Raw genomic sequence first — 25100 nt, 5'->3', positions numbered from 1 at the left:
GTGCCTGACGGATCCGTCCTGCCTCTCAGGCCACGTCCACGCCGTCCAGTTCGGCGTAGTACGCGTCCTTGGACAGGCGGACCGTGTTCCAACCCGCCCGCAGCACCAGGGGAGTTCCGGCCGTCGACCGCCAGCGGTCCCAGCCGGTGTGCGGGTAGGGGACGACGCCCGCCGCGGTGCCGTTCACCGTCAGCCGGTGCGCGGCGGGGACCGGGGCGCCCGCGCCGTCCAGGGAGCCATTGCCGTAGCGCACGAACAGTGTGTGCGCGCCCGCGGACGCGGCGAAGACCCTGAACTCGACGTGGCTGTCGGCGTGGTCGATCCCGCCCACCGCCCTGCCGCCCGAAGCGAGGGGTGCCTCCCGGACGGCCGCGTTCAGGACACGGGCGTCCTCTGCCTCGTAGAAGCTCTTGCTGCCGCGCACCACCGGCCTGCCGTCCGCGAAGCCGAGGTCGGCGGCGTACAGGAACCGCTGCGTGTAGTCGGCGTTCCAGCCGTGGAAGACGATGCGGTCACGGCCGTCGGGACCCGTCACCACGTCCTGGCCGCCGGGCCCGCGGACCGCTCCCGCGAAGCTGTCCGTCGTCAGCAGCGGCCCGGCGGCCTTGGTGTACGGGCCGGTGAGCCGTTCGGCGACCGCGTACCCGGTGCGGTACTGGTCGCGGCTGTAGAAGTGCGCGGAGTAGAACAGGACGTACCGGCCCCCGCGCCGGACCAGCGTGGGCGCCTCCACCAGCGGGTCCTCCCACTCCCTGTCCTGCTTGACGAGCCGGGTGGCGCCGCCCGTGAGGCGGGTGCCGTCCCACGACGTCGGCTGGAGGTGCAGCCAGGTGTCGGCGCCGAGGCCGCAGCAGTTGCCGTCGTTCTTCCACAGCACGTACCGCCGGCCGTTCTCCGTGTACGAGGCCGCGTCGATGGCGCCGCCCGCCGCGGCCGGGCAGATCAGCGGTCCCGCGCCGACCGGCCGGAACGGTCCCTCCGGCGACTGCGAGAGCGCGACGCCGATGCACTGCCGGTCGCTAGCGCGGTCGCGGGCCGTGTAGTGCAGGGTGAAACCGGCTCCGTTGTCGTACACCTCCGGCGCCCACACCAGACCGCGGTCGGGCACGGCCCAGGCGCCGAGTGCGGGCAGGACGTCGGTGCTGTCGGTGCGCCAGTGGGTGAGGTCGGCGGACGTGGCGTGCTGGACGTGCTGTCCGGCGCCGTTGGTGGCGTACGCGTGGTAGGTGCGGCCGACCTTCACGATGTCGGGATCGGGGAAGTTCCGGGCGAGCACGGGGCCGTCGGCGGGGTGTGCCGCCGTCGGTGCGGGGGCTGGTGCCGCCGGGGAGGGCGCGGCCGGGGCGTGGGGGCCGGCCTGGGCCCGGCCGAGGATCAGGATCAGGATCAGGGCCGCGGCGGTGAGTCCGCAGGCTGCGACGCGACGTCGCATGGGGGTTCCTTCCCGCGGCGCCGGCCGCGGAAGCCCGGGGGCGCGGGCCGGTCCGCGAACCGGTCCGCACAGGGGACGAGTCGGCAGTGTCGTCCGATCAACGCGCCGCGGGCCACCGGGACACCACCGCGTCGGCTCCCCGGCACCCTCGGTGTCCGAACGTCCTGACGGAAGATCACTCGAAAGGGGTGGGAAGATGCGTGCGGCGGGTATGCGGTGATCACGCTCGCCTCGCACCGCGACCGCGGGCGAAAGTCTCGGCGGCCCGCCCGGCCGGGCCCACCCCTCAGGAGGCGACCCATGAACGAGCCCTACGCTCTCCGCCAGCTGCTCCTCCTCGTCGACCGCTGCGAGAGCGGCACCCTGCTGCCCGACGAAGCCGCCGAACTCCGCGCCGCGATACGCGCGTTGTACGCCCGCCCCGCCGCCGACCGCGAGATCGTGCTGCACCGGCGCATGACCAAGGCCGTCGAGGCCGCCGTCGACGACTACCGTGCGCAGACCTGTCAGTGGACCGAGGCGGACGGCACCACCTCGGAGATCGCCCGGCGGGCCACATCGGCGGCGTTCGGCGCGGTGCGGGCCGTGGTGCCGCTCCAGGAGGAGCCGCACGGATGCCTCTTCGACACCGGGCGGCTGCCCGTCGAAGCCGGTGCCCGGGGGCTATGATCCGACTGTCCGTCGCTGGAAGGTGGCCCGCCCGTGCCTGTGCCGAGCCTGCTGGCGGTCTTCGCACACCCCGACGACGAGTCGCTGTCGGCGGGCGGGGTGCTCGCCCGCCACGCGGCCGCGGGCGCGCGCACCGCGGTCGTCACGGCGACGTGGGCCGCGGACTCCCCGCGCGCCGCCGAGCTGGCCGACGCGCTGCGGATCCTCGGCGCGGGGCCGCCGCGGATGCTCGGCTACGCCGACGCCCGCGTACCGCGGTCGGCACCGGACGGCGCACGGTTCTGCGACGCGCCCCTGGACGACGCGGTGCGGCGACTGGTGGCACACATCAGGGAGTTCCGCCCGGAGGTCATGGTCACGCACGACGCCTACGGCGGTCTCTCCGGGCACGCCGACCACGTGCACACCCACCGCGTGGCCGTGCTCGCCGCCCAGGCGGCCGGGCTCGGGCGGCTCTTCCCCGAGGCCGGTGACCCCTGGCAGCCGAGCGCCCTCTATCTGGCCACGCACCCGCACTCGGCGGTGTCGGCGCTGGCGGAGGTGGTCGGCGCGCACGAGACGGTGTACAGCGTCCCCGACGACCTGGTCACGACGGTTGTCGACGTCCGGCCCTGGCTGGAGCGGAAGACCGCCGCCGTCCTCGCGCACCGCACCGAGGTGGCTCGCGGAGCCGTGCCGGGACTGATCGCCGAGCTGCCGCCGCGGTCACGCGAGCGCCTGCTCGGCACCGAGTGGTACATCCGCCAGGACCTCGCCCCCAGAGCCCCGGGCCCGGCGAAGGACGTCCGCACGGAGCTGACCGCGACCGCCCGGCCGCCGGGGACGGCCGCGCCCTAGAGCTGCCGCAGATGGTCCCGCAAGGTGCGGGCCACATGCGCCATGAGGGCGTCCGCGCCGAACTGGGTGCCCGCGGGGACCAGGGACTCGGTGAGCACGGCGACGGCGAAGGCCTGGCCGTCGGCGTGCTCGACGACGCCGATCTCGTGGCGGAGGTTGAGCAGGGTGCCGGTCTTGGACGACCAGGTGGTGGCGTCGGAACTGAAGTCCGGTGTCAGGCGGTGCCGGATGAGGTTGTGGGCCATCAGTTCCCGGACCCGCGCGGCCACCTCCGTGGGGATCTTCGAGGGGGTCCACAGGGCCTCCAGCAGTTCGACGCACGCCCTGGCGCTGCCGGTGTTGGCGCGCGTGGTGTCGAGCTGCGGGATCCGGTGGCCGCGCCCGCTGGTGCCCGCGTCGATGGCCAGGGAGTGCGCGAGGTGGACCTGCTCGGCGGTGAATCGCTCCGTCGGAGTGTCGGCCAGGGCGCGCAGACCGTGCCTGACGGTGAAGCCGCGCAGCCCGAACCCGTCGACGATGGCGGCCACCCGCGCGGGCGGGGTGAGGTCGAACAGCGCGTCGCCCGCCGAGTTGTCGCTGACCGACGTACTCAGGTACAGCAGGTCGTCGATGGCTATGCGGGCGGGGTGGCGGAAGCGGCTCACGCCCGTGGGCCCGGGTGTGGTGATCCTGCCGGGCCGCACGTCGAGAGCGGTCGCCCCGTCGATCTCGCCACGCCGGATGCGCTCCACCGTCGCGAGGGCCAGCGGAATCTTGACCAGCGACGCCATGGGCAGCAGGGTGTCGGGTTCGAGGCCGATCTCGTCGCCCGACCCCAGATCGCGTACGAGGACACAGCAGCGCAGGCCGCCGTCGCGCAGCTCGGCGCGCAGCTCGCGCAGCAGCGCTTCCGTGGTCACACGGCCCCTTCCGCTGCGGTCGCCCGGGTGTCCGCGCCGAGGCAGCGGGCGATGGCCTCGCCGAGCCGCGCCCGCAGGTGCCGGGGGTTTCCGTCGGCGGCGGCGGCGAGGGCGAAGCCCCGGTCGATCGTGAGTTCGCCGACGGGCCGCCAGACCAGACCGAGCTCCGCGGCCTGCGCGCGGGAGCACAGCAGCAGATCGTCGCCGCACAGGACGTCCGCCGCCGCGGTCGTCAGCTGCTCGGCGGCGACGAGTTGGGCGGGGCGCAGGCCGAGCGCGTCGCGCAGCCGGGTCAGGGGGTCCCGGATGTGCGGTACGTCGTCCTCCGGCTGGATCCAGATGCGCCGGGCCGGTCCTCTGGACCCGCGGCGCAGCCGCAGCGTCTCCACGTACACGCGCTGCACGCCGGGATCCCGTGCGGTCGCGAGACCGAGCGGCACGGACCAGGAGGCCTCGTCCGCGGGCACCGCGAGCAGGGCGGCCCGCACCTGCTGGGCGTCGAGGAGTTCCCTGCGCCGTGCGGGATCCTCCTCGCGCAGGTCGAGCGTGACGCCCTGTCCGCGCGCGTCGGCGACGAGGCGGGCGAGGGCGGCCGTGGAGCAGATGCCGGGCACCGCGAGCCGCCACGGCTTGTGCCTGACGGCCTCCGCCTCGTGCAGCAGCACGTCGGCCGCCCGCACCAGCTGCCTGGCCGTCGGCAGCAGGTCCCGGCCGAAGGGGGTCAGGACCGCACGGCGCGAGGTCCGCTCGAACAGCGGCTCGCCGAAGCGCTCCTCCAGGGCCGCCACCCGACGGCTCGCCACCGGCTGGGACATCCGGGCGGCCGCCGCGCCGACGGTGAAGCTGCCGCGCTCACTGACGCTGACGAACGCGCGACACGCCCCTACGAGATCCACAGCCCGCACCCTACGCCCTATGCCGGAACAGCATGAAACCGCGCGTTGGCGTATTGGACCGCATGACCGCCCCGCGGCGAGGGTGGGTGCGGCACTGATCACCGCACCGGGACGGGCCGTGCCGCGCCGTCCCCCTGTGCCCCGGGAACGGGGCGCCCTGGAGGTTTGGACCATGCAGTACACCCATGCCCGGCGTGCCGTCGTCGGCGCGCTCACCGCACTCGCCCTCGTGCCGCTCGTGGCCTGCGGCCAGGACGAGTCCCCTGCGTCGTCGTCCCCGAAGTCGCCCGGCGGGGCGGGCTCAGGCACTTCGGCAGCTTCGGGAACCTCGGGGACGTCGGGGACCACGGGTGCGACGAGGACCTCGAACGTCTCCGAGCGGCCGGCGACGGCCAAGAAGCCGTACACCCGCGCGTTCAAGGAACTGGAGCGCAAGTTCGACGCACGGCTCGGTGTGTACGCCGTCGACACCGGCACCGGACGCGAGGTGGCCTACAACGACGGCCGGCGCTTCGCGTACAACTCCACGTTCAAGGCGCTCGCCGCCGGTGCCGTGCTGCGCAAGAACTCCCCTGCGGGGATGGACAAGGTGGTGAAGTACTCCAAGGAGGATCTGATCACCCACTCGCCCGTGACCGAGAAGCACGTCGACACGGGCATGAGCCTGCGCGCCCTGTGCGACGCGGCCGTCCGCTACAGCGACAACACCGCGGCCAACCTCCTGTTCGACGAGCTGGGCGGGCCGAAGGGCCTCGACGCCGACCTGGAGGAACTCGGTGACCACGTGACCCGGGTGGAGCGCGTCGAGCCCTTCCTGAGCCGGTGGGTCCCGGGCGAGAAGCGGGACACGAGCACACCGCGCGCCCTGGCGAAGGACCTCCGCGCGTATGTGCTCGGCGACGTCCTCACCGAGCCCGGGCGGGCGCTGCTCGCCCGGTGGCTGAAGACCAACACCACCGGGGACAACGTCATCAGGGCCGGGGTGCCCAAGACCTGGGTGGTCGGGGACAAGACGGGGACCGGCACCTACTACGGCGCCCGCAACGACATCGCCGTCGTGTGGCGCCCGGACGCCGCCCCGCTCGTCGTGGCGATCCTCTCGCACCGCGCCGACAAGGACGCCGAGCCCGACGACCGGCTGATCGCCGAAGCGGCGTCCGTGGTCGCCGACACCCTGCCGTAGCCTGCGAGTCCGCTGCGTCTCACCCCGCCGCCGCGGCCGACCGCGCGGCCGCCACGGCCTGCTCGGCGTAGCCCCGGCCGAAGAGCACCGTGTGCACGAGGAGGGGGAAGAGCTGGTGCACCCCGACGCGGTCCTGCCAGCCGTCGGCGAGCGGTGCCCCCTCCTGGTAGCCGCCCAGGACGCGGTCGAGGTGGGGGCAGCCGAAGAGGCGGAGCATCGCGAGGTCGGTCTCGCGGTGGCCGCCGTGGGCGGCCGGGTCGATCAGGCGTACGTGCCCGTCGGAGCCCCACAGGACATTGCCGCTCCACAGGTCCCCGTGCAGTCGTGCGGGCGCTTCGGCGGGCCCCGCGAGGTCGGGGAGGCGCGCGCAGACGCCCTCGACGAGGGCTGCTTCGCCGGGCCGCAGCAGGCCCTCGTCGACCGCGCGGCGCAGATAGGGGAGCACCCGGTGCTCCGCGTAACAGCCCGGCCAGTCGCCGCCGGGAACGTTGCGCATGGGGGCGCGCCCGATGTACGCGTCCTCGGGTCCGCCCGGCGGCGCGGCGCCGAACGCGGGCGCACCGGAGGCGTGCAGGGCGGCGAGGTCCCGGCCGAACCGTACCGCCGCGTCCGGGGTCGCCCGGCCCCGGGGCACCCGGTCGGTCACCAGCCAGTGCCCGTCGTGGCCGTGCACCTCGGGCACGCGCACCGTCCCGGCGGCGGTGAGCCAGCGCAGCCCCGCCGCCTCGGCCCGCACCGCGCCGGGCGCGTCGTCGTGCTTGACGACCACCACACGGCCGCCGTCGAGGGTGACTTCGGTGACGGCCCCGGAGAGCGGGCGCGCGGAGGTGACGGGGAGGCCGGTGAGGCGGGACGCCGCCGCGCCCGGGCCCTCGGCGTCTGTGGGGCGGGAGGTCATGCGGGGGTGGAGGGCGGTCGCAGGAGGCCCTTGAGGAGCAGGTCGACGAGGCGGCGTGGGTCGTAGCGCGGGTCGCTGTCACGCCCGACGCAGAGGTTGCCGATGCCTCGCATCAGTTCGTACGCGCGGGTGCCGGGGCTGATCTCCCCCGCCTCGGCCGCGGCGTCGAGGAGCTGCTCGCAGACGGGCACGAGACGGTCGAGGAAGTAGGCGTGCAGCGCGTCGAAGCCGCTGCTGTCCGACTGCATCGCGTTGGCGAGTCCGTGCTTGGTGACCAGGAAGTCGACGAAGAGGTCCGCCCACTCGCTCAGTGCCGTGAAGGGGGAGCCCGCGCTGTCCAGGAGGCGCGGTCCCGCCTCGGCGCAGGCCTCGACCTGGTGGCGGTAGACGGCGGCGACGAGATCCGCACGCGTGGGGAAGTGGCGGTAGATCGTCCCCATCCCCACCCCCGCCTCGGCGGCGATCCTGCGGATGGGCGCGTCGACGCCGGAGGTGACGAACACCGCGGCGGCGGCGGTGAGCAGGGTCTGCTCGTTGCGCTGCGCGTCGGCCCGCTTGCTTCGGCCCGGCCCCTTGGCGGAGCGGTTCGTGTCGGGCACCGCCGCGGACGGGTTCGGATCGGGCACCAGGCTCTCCTTCCGGTGATCGTTGACAAAGCGGAACAGTGCTCCGTATCGTAATCGGAACAACGCTCCGCTTCGAGCATAGTCGAATCCGGGCGCTCTTCGCCGTACTTGCTCGCTCCCGTATCTGCTCGCTCCCCCTGCCTGCTCGCCGTCCGCCGCACGCGCCCGGCAGCAGCGGCACTCGAAAGGGACACGAAACACCATGAGCACGCACACGCCCACCTCCGGCGGATCTGCCAGCGGATCTGCCAGCGGATCTGCCAGCGGGTCTGTCGGCGGATCCGTCAGCGGATCCACCAGTGGTCCCAGTAATGGATCCACCGCCGGATCCACTGCCGGATCCACTGCCGGATCCACCGCCGAATCCATCGGCGAATCCATCGGCGCGTACGGCGCCCTGGGTTCGCCCGTACCGGTCCTCGCCGTCACCCCGGTGGTCCTGCCCGTACCCGGCCGCGCCGTCGACCTGGAGGTGCGGGTCTCCGCGCCGGTGACCGGCGGCGACCTTCCGGTCGTCCTCCTCTCGCACGGCCAGGGCCACTCCGGCCACCTCTCCTCCCTGTACGGCTACGCGCCCCTCGTCGACTACTGGGCGGCGCGCGGCTTCGTCGTCATCCAGCCCACACACTTGAGTTCGCGCACGCTGAGCCTGCCCGCCGACACCCCCGGCGCACCGCTGTACTGGCGGTCGCGGGCGGAGGACATGCGGCACATCGTCGACCGGCTGGACGCGATCGAGGACGCCGTCCCGCAGCTCCGCGGGCGCCTGGACCACGGCAGCATCGCCGTGGCCGGACACTCGATGGGCGGGCACACCGCGAGCCTGCTCCTCGGCGCCCGCCTCACCGACCCGGACAGCGGGAGGGAGGTGGACCTGAGCGAACCCCGGATCACGGCGGGTGTGCTGCTCGCCGCGCCGGGCAGGGGCGGAGCCGCGCTGAGCGAGTTCGCGGCGCGGAACTTCGGCTTCATGGGCGCGCCGGACTTCTCCGCGATGACGACGCCCACGCTCGTGGTCGCCGGTGACAAGGACGAATCGGCCCATCTGACGGTCAGGGGTGCCGACTGGCACGCCGACCCCTACACCCTGGCCCCCGGCCCCAAGGCCCTGCTCACCCTGTTCGGGGGCGAGCACGGCCTCGGCGGCGTCTCCGGGTACGACGTCGCAGAGACCACGGACGAGAACCCGGCGCGCGTGGCGGCGGTCCAGCGGCTCACCTGGGCCTACCTCCGCAGCCGGCTGCGCTCCGAGGAGGACGGGGGCGCGGCCTGGCGGGCGGCCCGAGCCGCCCTGGCCGCCGACCCCGAGCCGCAGGGGCGCGTCGAGGTCAAGTGAGCGGCGCGGCGGTGGGCACCACCACGGGCGCGCCGTCGGACGACGCGAAGAGGATCTCGGTGTCGATGCCGTGCAACTCGCGTACCAGCGCGGGGTCGATGGTCTCGCGCGGCGGTCCGGAGGCGACGACGCGACCGTCCCGCATCGCCACGACCGTGTCGGCGTAGCGCGCCGCGGCGGCCAGGTCGTGCACGACCATCACGACCGTACGGCCGCCCGCCGCGACGGCGCGCACGAGCTCGAGGACCTTCACCGCGTGGCCGATGTCCAGCGCGCTCGTGGGCTCGTCGAGCAGGACGACGGGGGTCTCCTGCGCGGCGCCATGGCGAGCCGGCAGCGTTGGCGCTGGCCGCCGGAGAGTTCGTCGAGCCGGCGGTCGGCGAGCGCGGTCGTACCGGCGGTCGGCGAGCGCCTCGGTGACCGCCCGCTCGTCGTCGCGTGACCACTGGCGGAGCAGGCTCTGGTGCGGACGGCGGCCGTACCGCACAAGGCCCGCCACGGAGACGACCTCCGGCGCCTGCGGGGACTGGGGGAGCAGGGCGATGCGGTGCGCCGCTTCCCGCCGGCGCATCCGCCACACGTCGGTGTCCCCTGCCAGGACCCGTCCCGAGGTGGGTTCGTGGAGCCGGGCCACGGTGCAGGGCCTCGCCGGTGGCCTGCTCACGCCGGTCGGCATCGGATGGCCCCGGAAGCGCACGGGCCGACGGCACGGGACCGGCGACCGGCCTTACCCGGACGCGCCACCGCTCACCCGTGCTCGGGCGACGGCGACGGCGGCAGCAGCTGCGGGCCGTGGCGCAGGGCGTCGAGCACGACCCGTACCGCCGCGCGCGGGGGAGAGCCGCGGCGGACGGCCGCCGTGATCGTACGCGTCAGGGGACTCGCCAGCTCACTGGTGGCGACGCGGTAGCGGCGGTCGACAGCGAGGTCGGGCAGGAGCGTGATCGAGAGCCCGGCCTCGACGTGTTGCAGGGCCAGCATGTAGTTGCTGAAGCGGCACACCACCCGCGGCTCGAACCGGGACTGGCGGCACAGGCGCAGCGCGAGGTTCGCCATGTAGGACTGCGGCATGTCGAACGCCCACGCCTCGTCCGCGTAGTGCGCGAGGTCCACGGCGCCGCGCCCGGCCGCCGGATGGCCGTGCGGCACCACCAGCAGGATCGAGTCCGTGGCCAGCGGTACGAAGTCGACGTCGGGGCCGAGGGGCAGCTCGTCGAAGTCCGTGGTCGTGATGATGATGTCCGCGTCGCCGCCGCGCAGCGCGGGCACGCTCTCGTGCGGCTCCAGTTGCAGCAACTGCACGTCCAGGTGCGGATACTCGCGGGCGAGACGGGTCACCGCGGGCACGGCCATGGTGTGGATCGCGCTCTGGAACGCCCCGAGGCGCACGAGGCCCGCCGGTTCCTCGCCGAATCCGCGCAGCTCGGCCTCGACGCCCTCCATGTGGTCGAGGATCGCCCGCGCGCGCCGCGCCAGGATCAGCCCCGCGGAGGTCAGCCGCACCCGCCGTCCCGAGCGTTCCAGGAGCTGGGTACGGGTCTCGGCCTCCAGGACGGCCAGCTGCTGGGACACGCTGGACGCGCTCAGATTGCTGGCCTGGGCGACCGCCCGCACCGTACCGAGCGTGTCGAGCCGACTCAGCAGCCGCAGCCTCCAGGGATTCATCATGCCCCCATTCTTGTGCGGTTCTGCCGAACAGGAAAGCCGGAATCGTGAGATGGACGTGTCGCTCGGAGGCGCCCTACGGTCGGCTGCATGGCTGCTTCGCACACCACTGCCCCTTCCACCTCCGCTGGCCAGTCCGCCTCCGCCGCTGCCCCGTCCGCCGCTGCTTCGTGCAGCGATGCTCCGCCCAGCGAGGCCCCGTCCGGCACCGCCCCGTCCGGTGACACCGCCTGGGGGGCGGCAGGGACCGCCCGTCCGCCCGCAGGGACCGCTCAGCCGAACGCAGGGACCGCCCGGCCGTCCGCCGGGGCGGGGCAGGCGTCCGACGACGCCTTCTGGGCAGACGCCGAGCGGCACCTCGTCCGCTACGGACCCGAGTTCACCCCCGAGATCATCGAGCGCGCCGCGGGCAGCTTCGTGTACACCGCGGGCGGCCGTAAACTCCTCGACTTCACGTCCGGGCAGATGAGCGCCATCCTCGGCCACTCCCACCCGGAGATCGTCAACACCGTCCAGCGGCAGATCGCGAGCCTCGACCACCTCTTCAGCGGCATGCTCAGCCGCCCCGTGGTGGACCTCGCCCGGCGGCTCGCCGAGACGCTGCCCGCGCCGCTGGAGAAGGCCCTGCTCCTGACGACCGGCGCCGAGTCCAACGAGGCCGCCGTCCGCATGGCCAAGCTCGTCACCGGCAAGCACGAGATCGTCTCGTTCGCCCGGTCCTGGCACGGCATGACGCAGGCCGCCGCGTCCGCCACGTACAGCGCGGGCCGCAAGGGCTACGGCCCCGGCGCGCCCGGCAACTTCGCCATCCCGGTCCCCAACGCCTACCGGCCCGACTTCACCACGCCCGACGGCGCCCTCGACTGGCGCCGTCAGCTCGACTTCGCCTTCGACCTCATCGACGCGCAGTCGACCGGCAGCCTCGCCGCGTGCCTCGTCGAGCCGATCCTCAGCTCCGGCGGCATCATCGAGCCCCCGGCCGGGTACTTCGCCGCACTCAAGGAGAAGTGCCGGGAGCGCGGCATGCTCCTGATCTTCGACGAGGCCCAGACCGGTCTGTGCCGCACCGGGACCTGGTACGCCCTCCAGCGCGAGGGCGTCGTGCCCGACATCCTCACGCTCTCCAAGACCCTCGGTGCCGGGCTGCCCCTCGCGGCGGTCGTCACCAGCGCCGAGATCGAGCAGGAGGCGTACGAGCGCGGGTTCCTCTTCTTCACCACGCACGCCGCGGACCCGCTCGTCGCCGCGGTCGGCAACACCGTCCTCGACGTCCTGGAGCGCGAAAGGCTCGACGAACGCGCCCGGTCCCTCGGCACGTTCCTGCGCCGGGGCCTCGACGAGATCGCGGGACGGCACGAGGTCGTCGGTGACGTCCGCGGCCGCGGCCTGCTCGCCGGTCTCGAACTCGTCGTCGACGGGGAGGCCGGGCGCGGTTCGAGCGATCTCGGCGCGCGCGTCACCCAGCGCTGCCTCGACCTCGGCCTGCACATGAACATCGTCCAGCTCACCGGCATGGGCGGGGTGCTGCGGATGGCACCGCCGCTGACGGCCACCGAGGAGGAACTCTCGCTCGGCCTGACGATCCTGGACCAGGCGATCGGGGAGAGCGGCGCGGCGCTCTGAGTCGGGTCCCGGGTCCCGGGTCCCGGGTCCCGGTGCCCAATGCCCGGGGGCAGGGGGTGGCGTCGTGACGCGTATGGGTCAGCCGCCGTCGAGTGCGCCGCGGACGGCGCCGGTCCGCTCCCGACCACCGCCGCGACGGCCACCGCCCACACGTGGCTGACGTCACGGGGGTTGAGGGTGCGGTCGAGAGCGGCGTACGCGGCCAGGGCGCAGGAGGCCGCGATGGTCAGGACGACCGCGATCCCCGCCAGGTCCTCCGCGCGGCCGTAGCCGTAGGTGTAGCGGCGGTTGGCCACCCGCCGCCCGAGGACGAAGGCGATGCCCAGGGGGATCGCGGTCAGCGCGTCGGCCGCGTTGTGGATCGTGTCGCCGAGGAGCGCGACCGAACCCCACAGGGCGACGATCACCGCTTGGACGGCGGTCGTCGCACCCAGGACCGCCAGGGACAGCCACAGCGTGCGCAGCCCCTCGCGCGAGGTCTCCCCCTCCGCGTCGACCTTGTCCATGGCATCGTGACGGTGCGGGACGACCAGGTGCCCGAGCCGGTGCCGCAGCCACGCCCACCACCCGCCGCGCCGGTCCGGCTCGTGCCCAGCCTCGAAGGGGCGGGACACCACCCCCCGGGCGGCGACGGCCGCGGCGGTGAGGACAGCGGTGCCGACGAGCCCGGCGAGCACGAGGCGGGCGGGCAGCCGCGGGCCCGCGAGGCCGCGGGCCGCGAAGCCCGCGACCAGGCCGAGGAAGGAGGGCCCGCGAGCGCCACGGCGGCGGCGGTGAGCAGGGTGACGGCGAGGGCGACGACGGTACGCGTGCGGGACGGGCGGTGGCCGAGGCTGCGGACCAGGTCGTCGCCGAGGGCGGGCGCCGACAGCGGGCGGACGACCGGCGCGGCGACGAGGAGTCCGACGCCGACGACCGGTGCGAGCCGCGCCAGTTCCCCGTACCCCTCGACGCCCGCGAGCGAGCCGAGCACCCAGAACCGGAAGCGGTCGTAGGGCTCGGCGGAGTTCATCACGATCACGGTGGTGAGCCCGCCGAAGGTGGCACCGAGCGCCGAGCCCGCGAGCACCAGGCGCATCGGCGAGCTACCGCCCCGCCCCGCGATCAGGAGTAGCAGGGCGCTGGCGGCCACGGCCCCGGTGAACGCGCAGACCAGATAGGCGAATCCGGAGTCGAGCCCGAGCAGGGCGATGCCGCCGACCACGCCGAGGGAGGTGCCCGCGTTCACACCGAGCAGCCCGGTCTCGGCGAGCGGGTTGCGGGTGACGGCCTGGAGCAGGCACCCGGCGACACCGAGGGCGGTGCCGACCAGGACGGCGGTCAGGGCGCGGGGCAGCCGCAGGTCGCCGATGACCAGGGCGAGTCGGGAGCCCGCGCGGGCGCCGCCGCGGTCGAGGAGATGGTCGAGCGCGCCCGACGCCCCCACCTCACCGGCGCCGACGGACAGCTACACGGCGCCGAGCACGAGGAGAAGCACGGCGAGTACGGCGATCCGGACGCGGACCGCCCGCCGGTCGGCGTCCTGACCGCCCGCCGGTCGGCGTCCTGACCGCCCGCCGGTCGGCGTCCTGAACGTACGCCGGTCGGCGTCCTGAACGTACGCCGGTCGGCGTCCTGAACGTACGCCGGTCGGCGTCCTGAACGTACGCCGAAGTAGCCGGAGCAGGGGGCGAGGTGGAGTTGGCCGAATCGCGCTCTCGCGGGGGTGGGTCGGTCAACTGCCCGGCGGACGGGTCCCCTTCGACGGTGAGCTGCGGTGTACCCGTGTGCTGCGACCGCATGAGGTGAGGTTGCCTGACCAAACACAACATCCTCCAGGGGCTGTAGAGGATCATGGCGGGTTTGGTTTAGGTTAGGCTTACCTAATAGCGAGGGGGAGCTGCTCATGTCCGCACACATATCCGGCACCGGCGTGGAACTGGCCGGGAGAACGGCCCTGGTCACCGGAGCCGGGCAGGGCATCGGCGCGGCCGTGGCACAGCGGCTCGCCGCCGAGGGGGCGCACGTCGTGGCCACCGACCGCACCGCCGAAGCCCTCGACCGCATCACCCGCGGCCCCGAGGGCGGCCCCGGCCGGGGCGCCGCAGACCGTCCCGAGGACCCGGCACCGCACGACGCGGGTCCACCGGGCACCATCACCGCACACGTCATGGACGTCACCGACGCCACGACGGTCGACACCGTCGTGGACGACGTCGAGCGCACGCACGGCCCGCTCGACATCCTCGTCAACGTGGCCGGAATCCTCCGGCCCGGACCCGCCGCCGAACTCACCGACGAGGACTGGGCCGACACCTTCGCCGTGAACACCACCGGCGTCTTCCACGCCTCCCGCGCGGTCGCGGCCCGCATGACCGCGCGCGGCCGCGGCAGCATCGTCACCGTCGGCTCCAACGCCGCAGGCGTGCCCCGCACCGGCATGGCCGCGTACGCCGCGTCCAAGGCGGCCGCGGCCATGTACACCAAGTGCCTGGGACTCGAACTCGCCCGCAGCGGCGTACGCTGCAACGTCGTCGCCCCCGGCTCCACCGACACCGCGATGCAACGCGCCCTGTGGACCGACGCCACCGCCCCGCAGCGCGTCATCGACGGCGACCCCGCCTCCTTCCGCACCGGCATCCCCCTCGGCCGCATCGCCGCCCCCGACGACATCGCCGAGGCGGTCCTGTTCCTCGCCTCCGACCGGGCGCGGCACATCACCATGCAGGAGCTGTACGTCGACGGCGGCGCCACCCTGCGGTGACGCCCCGCGCCCTCCCCTTTGCACCCGGCCCGCACCCGACAGGCCGCACGTGCACCCCACCCACCCCCGCACTCGCGGCCGTGCCTCCCCGCGGAGCACGGACCGGGAGAGAAACGGAGCCCCCGGTGTCGACGGCACCCGATGTCGCCCCGCACGTCCCCGCCCTCGCCGATCCGGCCCACCCCGCCATCGGCGCGGCGACCGCGCTCCTCGCCGACTACCGTCCGGGCGAGCGCTTCCTCGGCACGCCCACCCGCACCCTGCTCGGCCGGGGAGTGCACAGCGAAGTACCGCACGACGAGAGATCCTTGGCGGCACGCGTCGCCGAGACGCTCGACCGGGCGCGCGCCGACGGAGCCGCGTCCCCGGTCGTCGTCGGTGCCGTGCCGTTCGACCAGAGCGCACCGGCGGCACTCGCGGTGCCGCAGTCGCTGCGCGACGCACCGCCCCTGGTCGCGGACCCGCTGATCGCGCTGCCCGCCGAGGCACCGGCGGGCGCCGACTGGCGCATCCGGCAGGTTCCGGCCCCCGAGGTGTACGGCGCGTCCGTGGCCGCCGCCATCGAGCGCATGTGGCGCGGGGAGTTCAGCAAGGTCGTGCTCGCCCGCACCCTCGAACTCGACTGCGCCGAACCCCTCGACGTCCCCGCCATGCTCCAGCGCCTGGCCCGCCGCGACCCCGGCGGCTACACCTTCGCCCTGCCCACGGGACCCGGCAGGACCCTCATCGGCGCCAGCCCCGAACTCCTGGTCTCCCGCCGCGGCCGGCGCGTGCTCGCCAACCCCCTCGCCGGCTCCGTCCCGCGCAGCGACGACCTCGCCGAGGACGTGCGCAGGGCCGCGGCGCTGCTCCAGTCGTCCAAGGACCTGCACGAGCACGCCGTCGTCGTCGACGCCGTCCACCAGGCGCTCGCCCCGCACTGCACGGACCTGACCGTCCCCGCCAAGCCCACGCTGATCCGCACCGCGGCCATGTGGCACCTGTCCACCACCGTCACCGGCACCCTCGCCGGCCCCGGCGCCTCCGCGCTCGAACTGGCCTGCGCCCTGCACCCCACCCCGGCCGTGTGCGGCACCCCGACCGCGACGGCACGCGACGTCATCCGCGACAGCGAGCCCTTCGACCGCGGCTTCTTCACCGGCATGGTCGGCTGGGGCGACGCGTCGGGCGACGGCGAGTGGGTCGTCACCATCCGCTGCGCGGAGGCCGAGTCGAACTCGCTGCGCCTGTACGCGGGCGCGGGCGTCGTGGCCGCCTCCGAGCCGGAGGCCGAGACGGCGGAGACCGCCGCCAAGTTCCGTACCTTCCTCGCCGCCGTGGGGGCCGAGCTGTGAGCGCCGCCCCCACCGCCCCCGCCACCGGCCCGGACGGCACCCCGACCTGGCCGGCGGAGTTCGCCGAGCGCTACCGCGCCGCGGGCTGGTGGCGCGGCGAGACGTTCGGCGGCATGCTGCGCGAGCGCGCGGCGGCCCACCCCGGGCGCGTCGCGATCGTCGACCCCGCGACCGACCGCCGCTTGACCTACGGCGAACTCGACGACCGCGCCGACCGGCTCGCCGCCGGGATGAGCGCGCGCGGCATCAGCGCGGGCGACCGCGTCGTCGTACAACTCCCCAACATCGCCGAGTTCTTCGAGGTGATCTTCGCCCTGTTCCGGATCGGGGCGCTGCCGGTGTTCGCGCTGCCGGCCCACCGCGAGACGGAGATCACCTATTTCTGCCGGTTCACCGAGGCCGCCGCCTACGTCGTCGCCGCCGAACACGGCGGTCACGACTACCGCGTCCTGGCCGCCCGGGTGCGCGCCGAGGTACCCACCCTGCGGCACGTGTGGGTGGCCCAGGGCGACCCGGGGGAGTTCGAGGCGCTGTCCGACGTCACCGCCGAGCCCGTGGACCTGCCGGGTCCCGCCCCGCACGACCTCGCCTTCCTGCAACTGTCGGGCGGCTCCACCGGCGTGCCCAAGCTCATCCCGCGCACCCACGACGACTACATGTACTCGCTGTGGGGTTCCAACGACCTGTGCGGCGTCGACGAGGACAGCGTCTATCTGTGCGCGCTGCCCGCCGCCCACAACTTCCCGCTGTCCTCGCCCGGCACCCTCGGCGCGCTGTACGCGGGCGCCAGGGTCGTGCTCTGCCCGCGGCCCGGCCCCGAGACCGCGTTCCCCCTGATCGAGCGCGAAGGCGTGACGATCACCGGACTCGTGCCGCCGCTCGCCCTGGTGTGGACCGAGGCCGCCGCGACGACGGCGCACGACCTCGGCAGCCTCCAGGTCCTGCTCGTGGGCGGCGCCAAGTTCAGCGAGGAGGCGGCGCGCCGGGTCGGGCCCGCGCTCGGCTGCACGCTCCAGCAGGTGTTCGGCATGGCCGAGGGGCTCGTCAACTACACCCGGCTCGACGACCCCGAGGAGACCGTCGTCACCACCCAGGGCAGGCCCATCTCGCCGGACGACGAGATACGCGTCGTCGACGACGAGGACAACGACCTGCCCGCCGGCTCCACCGGCCACCTCCTCACCCGCGGCCCCTACACCATCCGCGGCTACTGGAGGGCCCCCGAGCACAACGCGCGCTCCTTCACCGCCGACGGCTTCTACCGCACCGGCGACATCGTCCGGCTCACCCCCACCGGCCACCTGGTCGTCGAGGGCCGGGCCAAGGACCAGATCAACCGCGGCGGGGAGAAGATCGCCGCCGAGGAGATCGAGAACCACCTCCTGGCCCACCCCGCCGTCCACGACGCCAACGTCGTCGGCGAACCGGACCCCTACCTCGGCGAACGCACCTGCGCCTATGTGATCCTGCGGACCGGCGCGGAGCCGCTCAGGCCCGTCGCCGTAAAGCGCTTCGTGCGCGAACGGGGCCTCGCCGCCTACAAGGTCCCCGACCGCGTGGAGTTCGTGGACGCCTTCCCGCAGACGGGCGTCGGCAAGATCTCCAAGAAGGACCTCCGCTCAGCCGCCACCGCCACCGCCACGACCCCCGCCCCCGCCACGGCCACCGCCGCCGAGTCCGACGCCCCCCGCACCCCCTGACCCACCCGAACGGAGAGCCCAGCGCCATGGCCCTGCCCGCCATCAGCTCCTACCCCCTGCCCACCGCCGCCGAGCTGCCCCGCAACCGCGTCGACTGGACGGTCGACCCGGCACGCGCCGTGCTCCTCGTGCACGACCTCCAGAACTACTTCCTGTCCGCGTACGAGGCCGACGCGGCGCCCGTACCGGAGCTCCTCGCCAACGTACGCGCCCTCAAGGAGCGTGCGGCCGCCCTCGGCATCCCGGTGCTCTACACCGCGCAGCCCGGCGGCCAGACGTCCGAACAGCGCGGCCTCCAGCAGGACTTCTGGGGCTCCGGGCTGCCGGACGACGCGCACGCCGCGGCCATCGCGGACGCCGTCGCCCCCGGACCCGGGGACAAGGTCCTGACGAAGTGGAAGTACAGCGGGTTCGTGCGCACGGACCTGGAGGAGCACCTGCGCGACCTCGGCCGCGACCAGCTGGTGATCACGGGGATCTACGCCCACATCGGCGTCCTGATGACCGCGGCCGACGCCTGGATGCGGGACCTGAAGGCGTTCGTCGTGGCCGACGCCGTGGCGGACTTCTCCGCCGACGACCACGCGATGGCGCTGCGCTGGGCCGCGGGACGCTGCGCCGTGGTCACCACCACCGACACCGTCCTCGAGGGGCACTGACGACCGTGAGCCAGACCCTGACTCTGGAGCAGTTGCGCGAGGACGTCGCCGACGTGCTCGGCGAGGAGCCCGTCGACGTCCCTCTCGACGAGCACCTCGGCGACCACGGCCTCGACTCCGTACGGCTGATGACACTGGTCGGCGGCCGGCGCGAGACGTACGGCGTGGAGGTGGCCCTCACCGACCTCGCCGAGCGGCCCGCCGTGGCCGCGTGGGCGGCGCTGCTCGGGCTCACCGCCTGACGGGGGCACAGCTCCCTCCCCGGTCGCGGGCCACCCCGGGGCGGCTCCCGCCGTCCCGGGGGCGAGGCGGTCCGGCCAGCTCCGCGGTTCCCGCCACCCCGCGGCGCCGGTGTCGCCATACTGGGCACCGTGCGTGTAGCGATCATGACTGCCGGTTCACGGGGTGACGTGGCCCCCTTCACCGGGCTCGGGGCCGGGCTCGTCGCGGCGGGGCACGAGGTGACCCTGGTGACGCACGGGAGGTTCGCGGAGCTGACGGCGGGCTCCGGCGTCCGCTTCCACGCCCTGCCCGTCGACCCGCGGGCGGAGCTGCACTCACGACGGGGGCAGGGTCTGCACCGCAGCCGTACGGGCCCCGGCAAGCTGCTGCGCGTCATGGCGATGGCCAAGGACGCGGCGGCGGAGTTGGCACCGGGTCTGCTGGACGCGGCCGGGGACAGCGACGCGCTCGTGCTGTCCGGAGCGGTGGCGCCGCTCGGCTGCACCATCGCCGAAGGCCTCGGCCTCCCCAGCGTCGGCGTGAACCTCCAGCCCTTCTACCCCACCGGCGCCTTCCCGCCCCCCATGGCGGGGACGCGTTCCCTGGGCCCCACCGGCAACCGCCTCGCGGGGCACGGGGTCCTCACCGTCGTCGAGCGGATCTTCCACGACACCGCCCGTGACCTGAGGAAGCAGCTCGGCCTCCAGCCCCGTACCCTCGCGGCGTCGCGCCGCGCCCACGAGGACCGGCGGTGGCCGGTCCTGCACGGCTTCAGCCCGCACGTCGTGCCCCGCCCCCACGACTGGCGCCCCGGCCTCGACGTCGTGGGCTACTGGTGGCCGCACGACACCGGCCGGCTGCCCGCCGACCTGGAGGACTTCCTCGCCGCGGGCCCGCCGCCGGTGTACGTCGGCCTCGGCAGCGCCACCGTCCCCGACCCCGACCGCCTCTGCGGCCAGGTGGTGGGCGCGCTGCGCGCCGCCGGCCTGCGCGGTGTGATCCAGCGGGGCTGGGCCGGACTGTCCGCATCCGGCGACGACGTCCTCACCATCGGCGACGTGCCCCACCGCCTGCTGTTCCCCCGCACGGCGGCCGTGGTGCACCACGCGGGGGCCGGCACGACCGCCGCCGGGCTGCGCGCCGGTGTCCCCGCCGTGCCGGTGCCCATCCAGTTCGACGAGATGTTCTGGGCCGCCCGGCTCACCGCCCTCGGCACCGCCCCGTGCGCGCTGCCCCTGCGCCGCCTGACCACGGCCCGCCTCACCGCCGCGCTGGTCGATGCCACCAAGGACCCCTCCTACCGGGCCCGCGCCCGCGCCCTGGCGAACCGCATCTCGACCGAGGACGCGGTCGCCCCGGTGGCGGCGGCCCTCGCGGCCTGCTGAGGCACGCGCGTCCACGGTGACGGCGCGTACCGGGTACCGGTCGGCGCGTCAGCGGCGCAGCGGGCCCTCGCAGCTGAAGGCGGACGTTCCCGCCCGTCCGTCCGTCCAGATGTCCACCGTGCCGAACGAGCAGTTCATGTCGGTCAGGTTGTTGGTACCCTTCGCGGCCCGGTCGAGGATGAAGTGGTCCACCGTCTCGGACATGTCCTTGAAGACCCGGTCGGGGCTCCCGGAGTCGCTGAGGTTCGCGGTGATCCGGCCGTCGCACGCGAAGCGGGGACGGTCCTGCGACCCGGTGGCGGCGCACTCGGGCGTGATGCCGGTCGTGGCGGTGAAGGAGGCGCGGACCTGGTCGGCGGACGTGTCGCGCAGCTCGTCCAGCGGGGTGTACGAGGTGTCGGGCACGAACAGGTCGTCGACCTGGGCGATCTGTGCGTCGAGGAACGCGTCGTACGCGCGCTGGAGGCCCGCGTCCTTGCCGAGCCGCTCGCGCCAGGCGTCGAAGGCCGCCGGGTCGTCGGCGCGCAGATGACCGTACATCTCCTTCAGCAGGGCGGGCCGCTCCGTCCACAGGAACGTGAAGAACGTGCCCGCGTAGTCGTAGAAGCGGAACCCGTCGCCGTCGTACGTGGCGTGCAGGAGCCGGTCGACCGTCATGCGCGGGCCGCCGTCCGCGGTGTCGGCGATGATGCCCTTGACCAGGGACTTGCGGACCTTGATCCCGTCGTCGCGCGTGGCACCGTCGAAGAACTCCGCGGTGCCCTCGTCCATCGCCGTGGTCCGGTCGCGCTCGTACCAGGGGCCTTCACCGAAGGAACCGGGCACCGCCCAGCGGCCGTTGAGGTAGTGCGTGTACTCGTGCCGGAACAGCTCCTCCAGCGTGAGCGAGGAGTCCTGCGGGACGCGCCGCTGATAGGTGTAGAACGTGGCGCCCTTCTCGATGTACATGCCGCCGTTGTCGGTGCTCAGACCCGTCAGGAGCGGCTGGAAGTTCTCGTACTCGGCGCGGGAGGCGTACAGGACGACGCCGAGCGTGGAGTTGGTGTCGCCCGGCAGGGGTCGGAGGGTGCCGAGCACGCGGTGGAACTGCGCCTTGACCTGGGCGCTCGCGTAGTAGAGCTGGTCGACGGTGCTCCGGGACAGGCTGCTGCGCACGCGCAGGTCGTTCGCTGCCTCCTTGCCGTACGTGTAGGTGTGCGGGAAGAGGCGCTTCTCGATGTCCGTCCTGCACACCCGGTGCGGCGCGCAGGCCTCGAACTCGTTCAGCCAGGTCGCGACCTTCGCCCAGGGGGCGCTCAGCTCGCCGAAGTTGCGGGCCGTGGTGGCGAGGAGCGGGCCGAGCCCCGCGACGATCTCACCGCGGAGGGCGTCGATCTGGCCCATGCGCCCGTACTCACTGAGCGCGTCCCGCACCACCCAGGCATTGGTCGAGCCCTTCAGATGGGTGTGGCCCGCGAACGCCTTGAAGGCGGCGCGGTAGGAGGGGGAGGCCGCCACGGCGGCGCGGAACGCGGCGTCCTGGTTGCCGGGGTGGACGCCCAGGTAGTTGAGGGTGAGCGCGGCGAGGGCCGCACCGCCCCAGGAGGCGTCCTTCGCGGTGTCCGGGTGGGCGGCGTCCATGGTGGCCAGGACCCGCTCGGCCAACGGCAGCTGGTGCTGGCGCAGGCCCTCGGCGCCGGCGGCGGTGAGGACTTCGCGCAGGGTCTCGGCGTTGCTGCGGGTGACGTCGAAGGAGCGGGCGGCCGCGCCGAACGCGTCGAGGGACCCGCGCACGGCGGCCAGGGTCGCGGGGTCGGCGAGGTCGACCTCGTCGTGCGAGAAGGCGTGGTAGGCGACGGCGTGGAGGTAGGTGAACATCTCCAGGAGATGGGTGCCGTTCCTTCCGTCGTGTCCGGCGGCGAGCCGGTTAGCGCGGTGGGCGACGGCCTGGATGTGGGCCCGTGACATGACGGGTGCGAGGCGCTGGTCCCAGGTCCAGATCAGCGTCCGCAGGCAGCCGTCCGCGGTGACCTCGTCGGCGGCGAGGAAGTCGGCGAACCGCTCCGGCGAGAGACCCTTGATGCCGTCGAGGGTGCAGGGCACGGCCGTCCCGCCGAGGGTGGCGCGCGGCACCTCCTCGCCGTCGGCGGCTTCGGGGGCGCGGGTGCGGGGGCCGGGAACACGGCCGTCCGTGAGGCCGCCGGGTGCCGGGAGGGCGCGGGTCGCGGGCGCGGGTGCCGTGGCCCTGCGGTCCACCGCGTCGTGCGGGTTCGGGCCGGGGGCCGCGGCGGGCCTCGGCACCGGCGCGGGGACGGCCGGCGCCGACACCGCCTCCGGTGCCGCGGACGCCTGTGCCGCCGTGAGACCGGCCTCGGTGGCCGTGACACAGAGCACCGCGGCCGTGGCGGCGGTGAGCAGCGATCCGCACAGGGTTCTCGAGGGCTTCTTCGGCTGGGACACCGATCACTCCTGAGTGTGGGGGAGGAGCAAGGCGTACCGAATACGCCTTGATGTTGTGGCACGTGGAACAACCCGCCTTGCTACGGGGCGATATGAGAGACCGTCAGCTCAGTGACCACCCCGTCATGTGATGCGTAACGTAGTAATGTGAAATTGCACTGACAACCCCTTGGCGCCCAGGAATGTGCCCGAAGGAGCCCCCGTGAAGGAATCCGTCGCCGCTCCCTGCACTGTCAGCCACGACCTGCCCACGTCCAAGGAGTTCGAGGAGTCCATGGCCCGGAACTGGGCGCCGACCCCGCTGCCCGGCGACATCCGGCTGCCCGCCGCCGCCCTCACCCCCGCTCGCCGCGCCCGACTCTCCGCCCGCTTCCCCGGCGAGCGCGTCCTCGTCCCCGCCGGTGAGCTGTGCGTGCGCTCCAACGACTGCGACCACCGCTTCCGCCCGCACAGCACATCACCCGCACCCTGCCGCTGTCCGGCCGCTTCACACCGGTGCAGCGACAGGTGTACGAACTCGTCCTCGCCGCCCAGGAAGCGGGCATCGCCGCACTGCGGCCGGGCGCGCCCTTCCGGGACTTCCACCGCGCGGCGACGCGTGTGATCGCGGAAGGGCTCACCGGGTGGGGTGTGTTGAAGAGTCCCGACGCGGAGGCGCACCGGCGCTACACCCTGTGCGGCAGCGGGCACATGCTCGGGCTCGACGTGCACGACCGCGCCCAGGCCCGGGCGGACGCCTACCTCGACGGGGTCCTCGAAGCGGGCCAGGTGCTCACCGTCGAGCCCGGCCTGTATCTACAGCCCGACGACGAGACGCTGCCCGTCGAGCTGCGGGGCATCGGCGTACGCGTCGAGGACGACCTGGTGATCACCCCCGAGGGGGCGCGACTGTTGTCCGGCGCGCTGCCGCGGACGCCCGACGGGATCGAGGCGTGGATGGGGGAGTTGGTAGAGAGGCGCGGCAACTCGCCTTTCTGAGGCGGGAGATGACGGTCGGAGTAGGAGGCGCGTGCGAGATCCCTTGGCAAGCCATGTGCCATGTGAAATATTACTGAGGTGCCCATGAGGAGCTCATCGGATCTCATCGTCGTCGGCGCCGGAGTGGTCGGCGCCGCCTGTGCCCACTACGCCGCCCGGCGCGGCCTCGACGTCACGGTGGTGGACCGCGGCCCGGTCGCGGGCGGCACTACCGGTGCCGGTGAGGGCAACCTCCTGGTCTCCGACAAGGAGCCGGGCCTCGAGCTCCGCCTTGCCCTGCTGTCGGGCCGCTTGTGGCGGGAGCTCGCGGACGTCCTGCCCGACCGTATCGAGTACGAGGCGAAGGGCGGCCTCATCGTCGCCTCGGGGGAGACCGGCCTGTCCGCCCTGCGCGACTTCGCCCACCGGCAGGAGCAGGCAGGCGTGCGCGCACAGGAGGTGACGGGGGAACGGCTCCACGACCTGGAGCCGCACCTCGCACCCGGCCTCGTCGGCGGCTACCACTACCCGCAGGACGCCCAGGTCCAGCCCGCCCTCGCCGCCGCCCACCTGCTGCGCGCCGCGGGGAACCGGGTGCGTCTGCGGCTCGGCGAAGAGGTCGTGGGCGTCCTTACGCGCGCCGACGGCACCGTGCGCGGGGTGCGGACACCGGCGGGTGAGCTGCACGCCCCGCACGTCGTGAACGCCGCCGGGACCTGGGGCGGCGAGTTCGCCCGCGTCGCCGGGGTGTCCCTGCCGGTGCAGCCGCGACGGGGCTTCGTGCTCGTCACCGAGCCGCTGCCGCGGGTGGTGCGCCGCAAGGTGTACGCGGCGGACTACGTCGCGGACGTGGCCTCCGGGTCGGCCGCCCTCCAGACGTCACCGGTCGTCGAGGGCACCCCGGCGGGGCCGGTCCTGATCGGCGCCAGCAGGGAGCGCGTCGGCTTCGACCGCACCCTCTCCACGGAGGTGCTCGGCCGCCTCGCGCGGGGGGCGGCACGACTGTTCCCCGTGCTCGCCCGCGTACGGGTGCTGCGGACGTACGCGGGCTTCCGTCCCTACCTGCCCGACCACCTGCCCGCCGTCGGGGCCGATCCGCGGGCACCCGGGCTGCTGCATGCCTGCGGCCACGAAGGGGCGGGGATCGGGCTCGCCCCGGCCACGGGGGCGCTGATCGCGGCACTGGTGGCGGGCGACGAGCCGCCCCTGGCCGCGGCCGACATGCGGCTGTTCCGGCCGGAGCGGTTCGATGCCCCGCACTGACGCGGGGCGGGCCCGCTGCCGGTGCGTGTCCGCGTCCGCGTCCCTGCCTCGGGTGTTCGGTGGGGGTGAGTGGGTCGGCTTTCTGCCTCGGGTGCTTGGTGGGGGTGAGTGGGTTGGCTTTCTGCCTCGGGTGCTTGGTGGGGGTGAGTGGGTTGGCTTTCTGCCTCGGGTGTTCGGTGAGGGCGAGCGAGTCCGCTCCTTCTCCCGGCCGCTTGCTGACACCGCCGAGCTGGCCCGCTCCCGGTCCCGTGCGCTCGCTGCCCGCGAGCGGGTCTGCTTCCGGTCCCTGTCTTGGTCCCGGACACCCGCTGACGCCCCCGAGCGGGTCTGCCTC

General features: G+C 74.0%; 19 protein-coding genes and 4 pseudogenes. 13 read left to right on the top strand and 10 right to left on the bottom strand.

Going from position 1 to position 25100, the window contains the following annotated elements:
* Positions 1-25 precede the first annotated feature (25 nt).
* Positions 26-1432, bottom strand: coding sequence for a family 43 glycosylhydrolase (locus tag ACH4DX_RS20625; RefSeq protein WP_398156162.1), 1407 nt, complete (start codon positions 1430-1432; stop codon positions 26-28).
* A gap of 300 nt (positions 1433-1732) precedes the next feature.
* Between ACH4DX_RS20625 and ACH4DX_RS20620 the strand changes: the two genes are divergently transcribed.
* Positions 1733-2101, top strand: coding sequence for a hypothetical protein (locus ACH4DX_RS20620; protein ID WP_398122977.1), 369 nt, complete (start codon positions 1733-1735; stop codon positions 2099-2101).
* Between the two features lie 33 nt (positions 2102-2134).
* Positions 2135-2938: a PIG-L deacetylase family protein gene (locus ACH4DX_RS20615; protein ID WP_398156161.1), complete on the top strand. Its 804-nt coding sequence runs from the start codon at positions 2135-2137 to the stop codon at positions 2936-2938.
* Here the strand turns inward: ACH4DX_RS20615 and ACH4DX_RS20610 are convergent.
* Both ACH4DX_RS20610 and ACH4DX_RS20605 read right to left on the bottom strand, forming a co-directional pair.
* Entirely contained in the window at positions 2935-3837 is a 903-nt protein-coding gene (locus ACH4DX_RS20610) for a serine hydrolase (protein WP_398122975.1), read from the bottom strand. The two genes, ACH4DX_RS20615 and ACH4DX_RS20610, sit on opposite strands and share 4 nt — an antisense overlap.
* Positions 3834-4733 (bottom strand): LysR family transcriptional regulator, encoded by a 900-nt coding sequence (locus ACH4DX_RS20605; RefSeq protein ID WP_398156160.1) that lies wholly within the window; start codon positions 4731-4733, stop codon positions 3834-3836. The genes ACH4DX_RS20610 and ACH4DX_RS20605 overlap by 4 nt, the downstream gene beginning before the upstream one ends.
* 172 nt (positions 4734-4905) lie before the next feature.
* Here ACH4DX_RS20605 and bla point away from each other — a divergent pair, with 172 nt between their 5' ends.
* Positions 4906-5916, top strand: coding sequence for a class A beta-lactamase (gene bla, locus ACH4DX_RS20600; protein ID WP_398156159.1), 1011 nt, complete (start codon positions 4906-4908; stop codon positions 5914-5916).
* Between the two features lie 19 nt (positions 5917-5935).
* Here the strand turns inward: bla and ACH4DX_RS20595 are convergent, their stop codons facing one another.
* The gene (locus ACH4DX_RS20595) at positions 5936-6814 is read right to left on the bottom strand and encodes a fructosamine kinase family protein (RefSeq protein WP_398156158.1); all 879 of its coding nucleotides are present in this window, start codon (positions 6812-6814) and stop codon (positions 5936-5938) included.
* Positions 6811-7413, bottom strand: coding sequence for a TetR/AcrR family transcriptional regulator (locus ACH4DX_RS20590; RefSeq protein ID WP_398156235.1), 603 nt, complete (start codon positions 7411-7413; stop codon positions 6811-6813). Before ACH4DX_RS20590 ends, ACH4DX_RS20595 begins: the two co-directional genes overlap by 4 nt.
* A gap of 394 nt (positions 7414-7807) precedes the next feature.
* Here ACH4DX_RS20590 and ACH4DX_RS20585 point away from each other — a divergent pair, with 394 nt between their 5' ends.
* Positions 7808-8776, top strand: a complete 969-nt coding sequence (locus ACH4DX_RS20585) for an alpha/beta hydrolase family protein (RefSeq protein ID WP_398156234.1) — start codon at positions 7808-7810, stop codon at positions 8774-8776.
* Here the strand turns inward: ACH4DX_RS20585 and ACH4DX_RS20580 are convergent.
* Both ACH4DX_RS20580 and ACH4DX_RS20575 read right to left on the bottom strand, forming a co-directional pair.
* Positions 8769-9410, bottom strand: a pseudogene (locus tag ACH4DX_RS20580) (ABC transporter ATP-binding protein); the annotation flags it as partial. The gene ACH4DX_RS20585 and the pseudogene ACH4DX_RS20580 overlap by 8 nt on opposite strands.
* A gap of 113 nt (positions 9411-9523) precedes the next feature.
* On the bottom strand, positions 9524-10444 hold the full coding sequence (locus ACH4DX_RS20575) for a LysR substrate-binding domain-containing protein (protein ID WP_398156157.1): 921 nt from the start codon (positions 10442-10444) through the stop codon (positions 9524-9526).
* Between the two features lie 87 nt (positions 10445-10531).
* Between ACH4DX_RS20575 and ACH4DX_RS20570 the strand changes: the two genes are divergently transcribed.
* Positions 10532-12064 (top strand): aspartate aminotransferase family protein, encoded by a 1533-nt coding sequence (locus ACH4DX_RS20570; RefSeq protein WP_398156156.1) that lies wholly within the window; start codon positions 10532-10534, stop codon positions 12062-12064.
* Between the two features lie 119 nt (positions 12065-12183).
* On the opposite strand, the pseudogene ACH4DX_RS20565 reads toward ACH4DX_RS20570, so the two are convergent.
* Positions 12184-12678: pseudogene (locus ACH4DX_RS20565) on the bottom strand (cation diffusion facilitator family transporter); the annotation flags it as partial.
* A pseudogene (locus tag ACH4DX_RS20560) lies at positions 12658-13556 on the bottom strand (FecCD family ABC transporter permease); the annotation flags it as partial. The pseudogenes ACH4DX_RS20565 and ACH4DX_RS20560, both read right to left, overlap by 21 nt.
* A gap of 393 nt (positions 13557-13949) precedes the next feature.
* Here ACH4DX_RS20560 and ACH4DX_RS20555 point away from each other — a divergent pair.
* From ACH4DX_RS20555 to ACH4DX_RS20530, 6 genes are all read left to right on the top strand, one after another.
* Complete coding sequence (locus ACH4DX_RS20555) at positions 13950-14807, top strand: 2,3-dihydro-2,3-dihydroxybenzoate dehydrogenase (protein ID WP_398156155.1); 858 nt, start codon at positions 13950-13952, stop codon at positions 14805-14807.
* Between the two features lie 125 nt (positions 14808-14932).
* On the top strand, positions 14933-16141 hold the full coding sequence (gene dhbC, locus ACH4DX_RS20550) for an isochorismate synthase DhbC (RefSeq protein WP_398156154.1): 1209 nt from the start codon (positions 14933-14935) through the stop codon (positions 16139-16141).
* Positions 16138-17841 carry a (2,3-dihydroxybenzoyl)adenylate synthase gene (locus ACH4DX_RS20545; RefSeq protein ID WP_398156153.1) on the top strand — a complete coding sequence of 568 codons (1704 nt, stop codon included), beginning with the start codon at positions 16138-16140 and terminating at the stop codon, positions 17839-17841. The genes dhbC and ACH4DX_RS20545 overlap by 4 nt, the downstream gene beginning before the upstream one ends.
* A 26-nt stretch (positions 17842-17867) precedes the next feature.
* Complete coding sequence (locus ACH4DX_RS20540) at positions 17868-18500, top strand: isochorismatase family protein (RefSeq protein WP_398156152.1); 633 nt, start codon at positions 17868-17870, stop codon at positions 18498-18500.
* A 5-nt stretch (positions 18501-18505) separates the two neighbouring features.
* Positions 18506-18742 (top strand): phosphopantetheine-binding protein, encoded by a 237-nt coding sequence (locus ACH4DX_RS20535; protein WP_398156151.1) that lies wholly within the window; start codon positions 18506-18508, stop codon positions 18740-18742.
* A gap of 144 nt (positions 18743-18886) precedes the next feature.
* A complete protein-coding gene (locus ACH4DX_RS20530) occupies positions 18887-20107 on the top strand; it encodes a glycosyltransferase (RefSeq protein ID WP_398156233.1) in 1221 nt (406 codons plus the stop codon).
* 48 nt (positions 20108-20155) lie between these two features.
* Here the strand turns inward: ACH4DX_RS20530 and ACH4DX_RS20525 are convergent, their stop codons facing one another.
* Positions 20156-22546 (bottom strand): collagenase, encoded by a 2391-nt coding sequence (locus ACH4DX_RS20525; protein ID WP_398156150.1) that lies wholly within the window; start codon positions 22544-22546, stop codon positions 20156-20158.
* A gap of 456 nt (positions 22547-23002) precedes the next feature.
* On the opposite strand from ACH4DX_RS20525, the pseudogene ACH4DX_RS20520 reads away from it, so the two are divergent.
* Positions 23003-23524 (top strand): annotated as a pseudogene (locus tag ACH4DX_RS20520) (M24 family metallopeptidase); the annotation flags it as partial.
* A 78-nt stretch (positions 23525-23602) separates the two neighbouring features.
* Positions 23603-24766 (top strand): NAD(P)/FAD-dependent oxidoreductase, encoded by a 1164-nt coding sequence (locus ACH4DX_RS20515; RefSeq protein WP_398156149.1) that lies wholly within the window; start codon positions 23603-23605, stop codon positions 24764-24766.
* Positions 24767-25100: the final 334 nt, after the last annotated feature.

The sequence above is a fragment of the Streptomyces sp. NPDC017940 genome (assembly GCF_044328435.1).
Classification (GTDB): domain Bacteria; phylum Actinomycetota; class Actinomycetes; order Streptomycetales; family Streptomycetaceae; genus Streptomyces.
The sequence above is the reverse complement of the archived record's forward strand: the minus strand, read 5'-3'. Positions and strand labels throughout refer to the sequence as shown.

What these genes read in the sequence shown, in the direction of transcription:
- ACH4DX_RS20625 (WP_398156162.1), bottom strand. Translation starts at nt 1,432, where the DNA reads ATGCGACGTCGCGTCGCAGCCTGCGGACTCACCGCCGCGGCCCTGATC.
- ACH4DX_RS20620 (WP_398122977.1), top strand. Translation starts at nt 1,733, where the DNA reads ATGAACGAGCCCTACGCTCTCCGCCAGCTGCTCCTCCTCGTCGACCGC.
- bla (WP_398156159.1), top strand. Translation starts at nt 4,906, where the DNA reads ATGCAGTACACCCATGCCCGGCGTGCCGTCGTCGGCGCGCTCACCGCA.
- ACH4DX_RS20595 (WP_398156158.1), bottom strand. Translation starts at nt 6,814, where the DNA reads ATGACCTCCCGCCCCACAGACGCCGAGGGCCCGGGCGCGGCGGCGTCC.
- ACH4DX_RS20575 (WP_398156157.1), bottom strand. Translation starts at nt 10,444, where the DNA reads ATGATGAATCCCTGGAGGCTGCGGCTGCTGAGTCGGCTCGACACGCTC.
- ACH4DX_RS20570 (WP_398156156.1), top strand. Translation starts at nt 10,532, where the DNA reads ATGGCTGCTTCGCACACCACTGCCCCTTCCACCTCCGCTGGCCAGTCC.
- ACH4DX_RS20555 (WP_398156155.1), top strand. Translation starts at nt 13,950, where the DNA reads ATGTCCGCACACATATCCGGCACCGGCGTGGAACTGGCCGGGAGAACG.
- ACH4DX_RS20540 (WP_398156152.1), top strand. Translation starts at nt 17,868, where the DNA reads ATGGCCCTGCCCGCCATCAGCTCCTACCCCCTGCCCACCGCCGCCGAG.
- ACH4DX_RS20530 (WP_398156233.1), top strand. Translation starts at nt 18,887, where the DNA reads ATGACTGCCGGTTCACGGGGTGACGTGGCCCCCTTCACCGGGCTCGGG.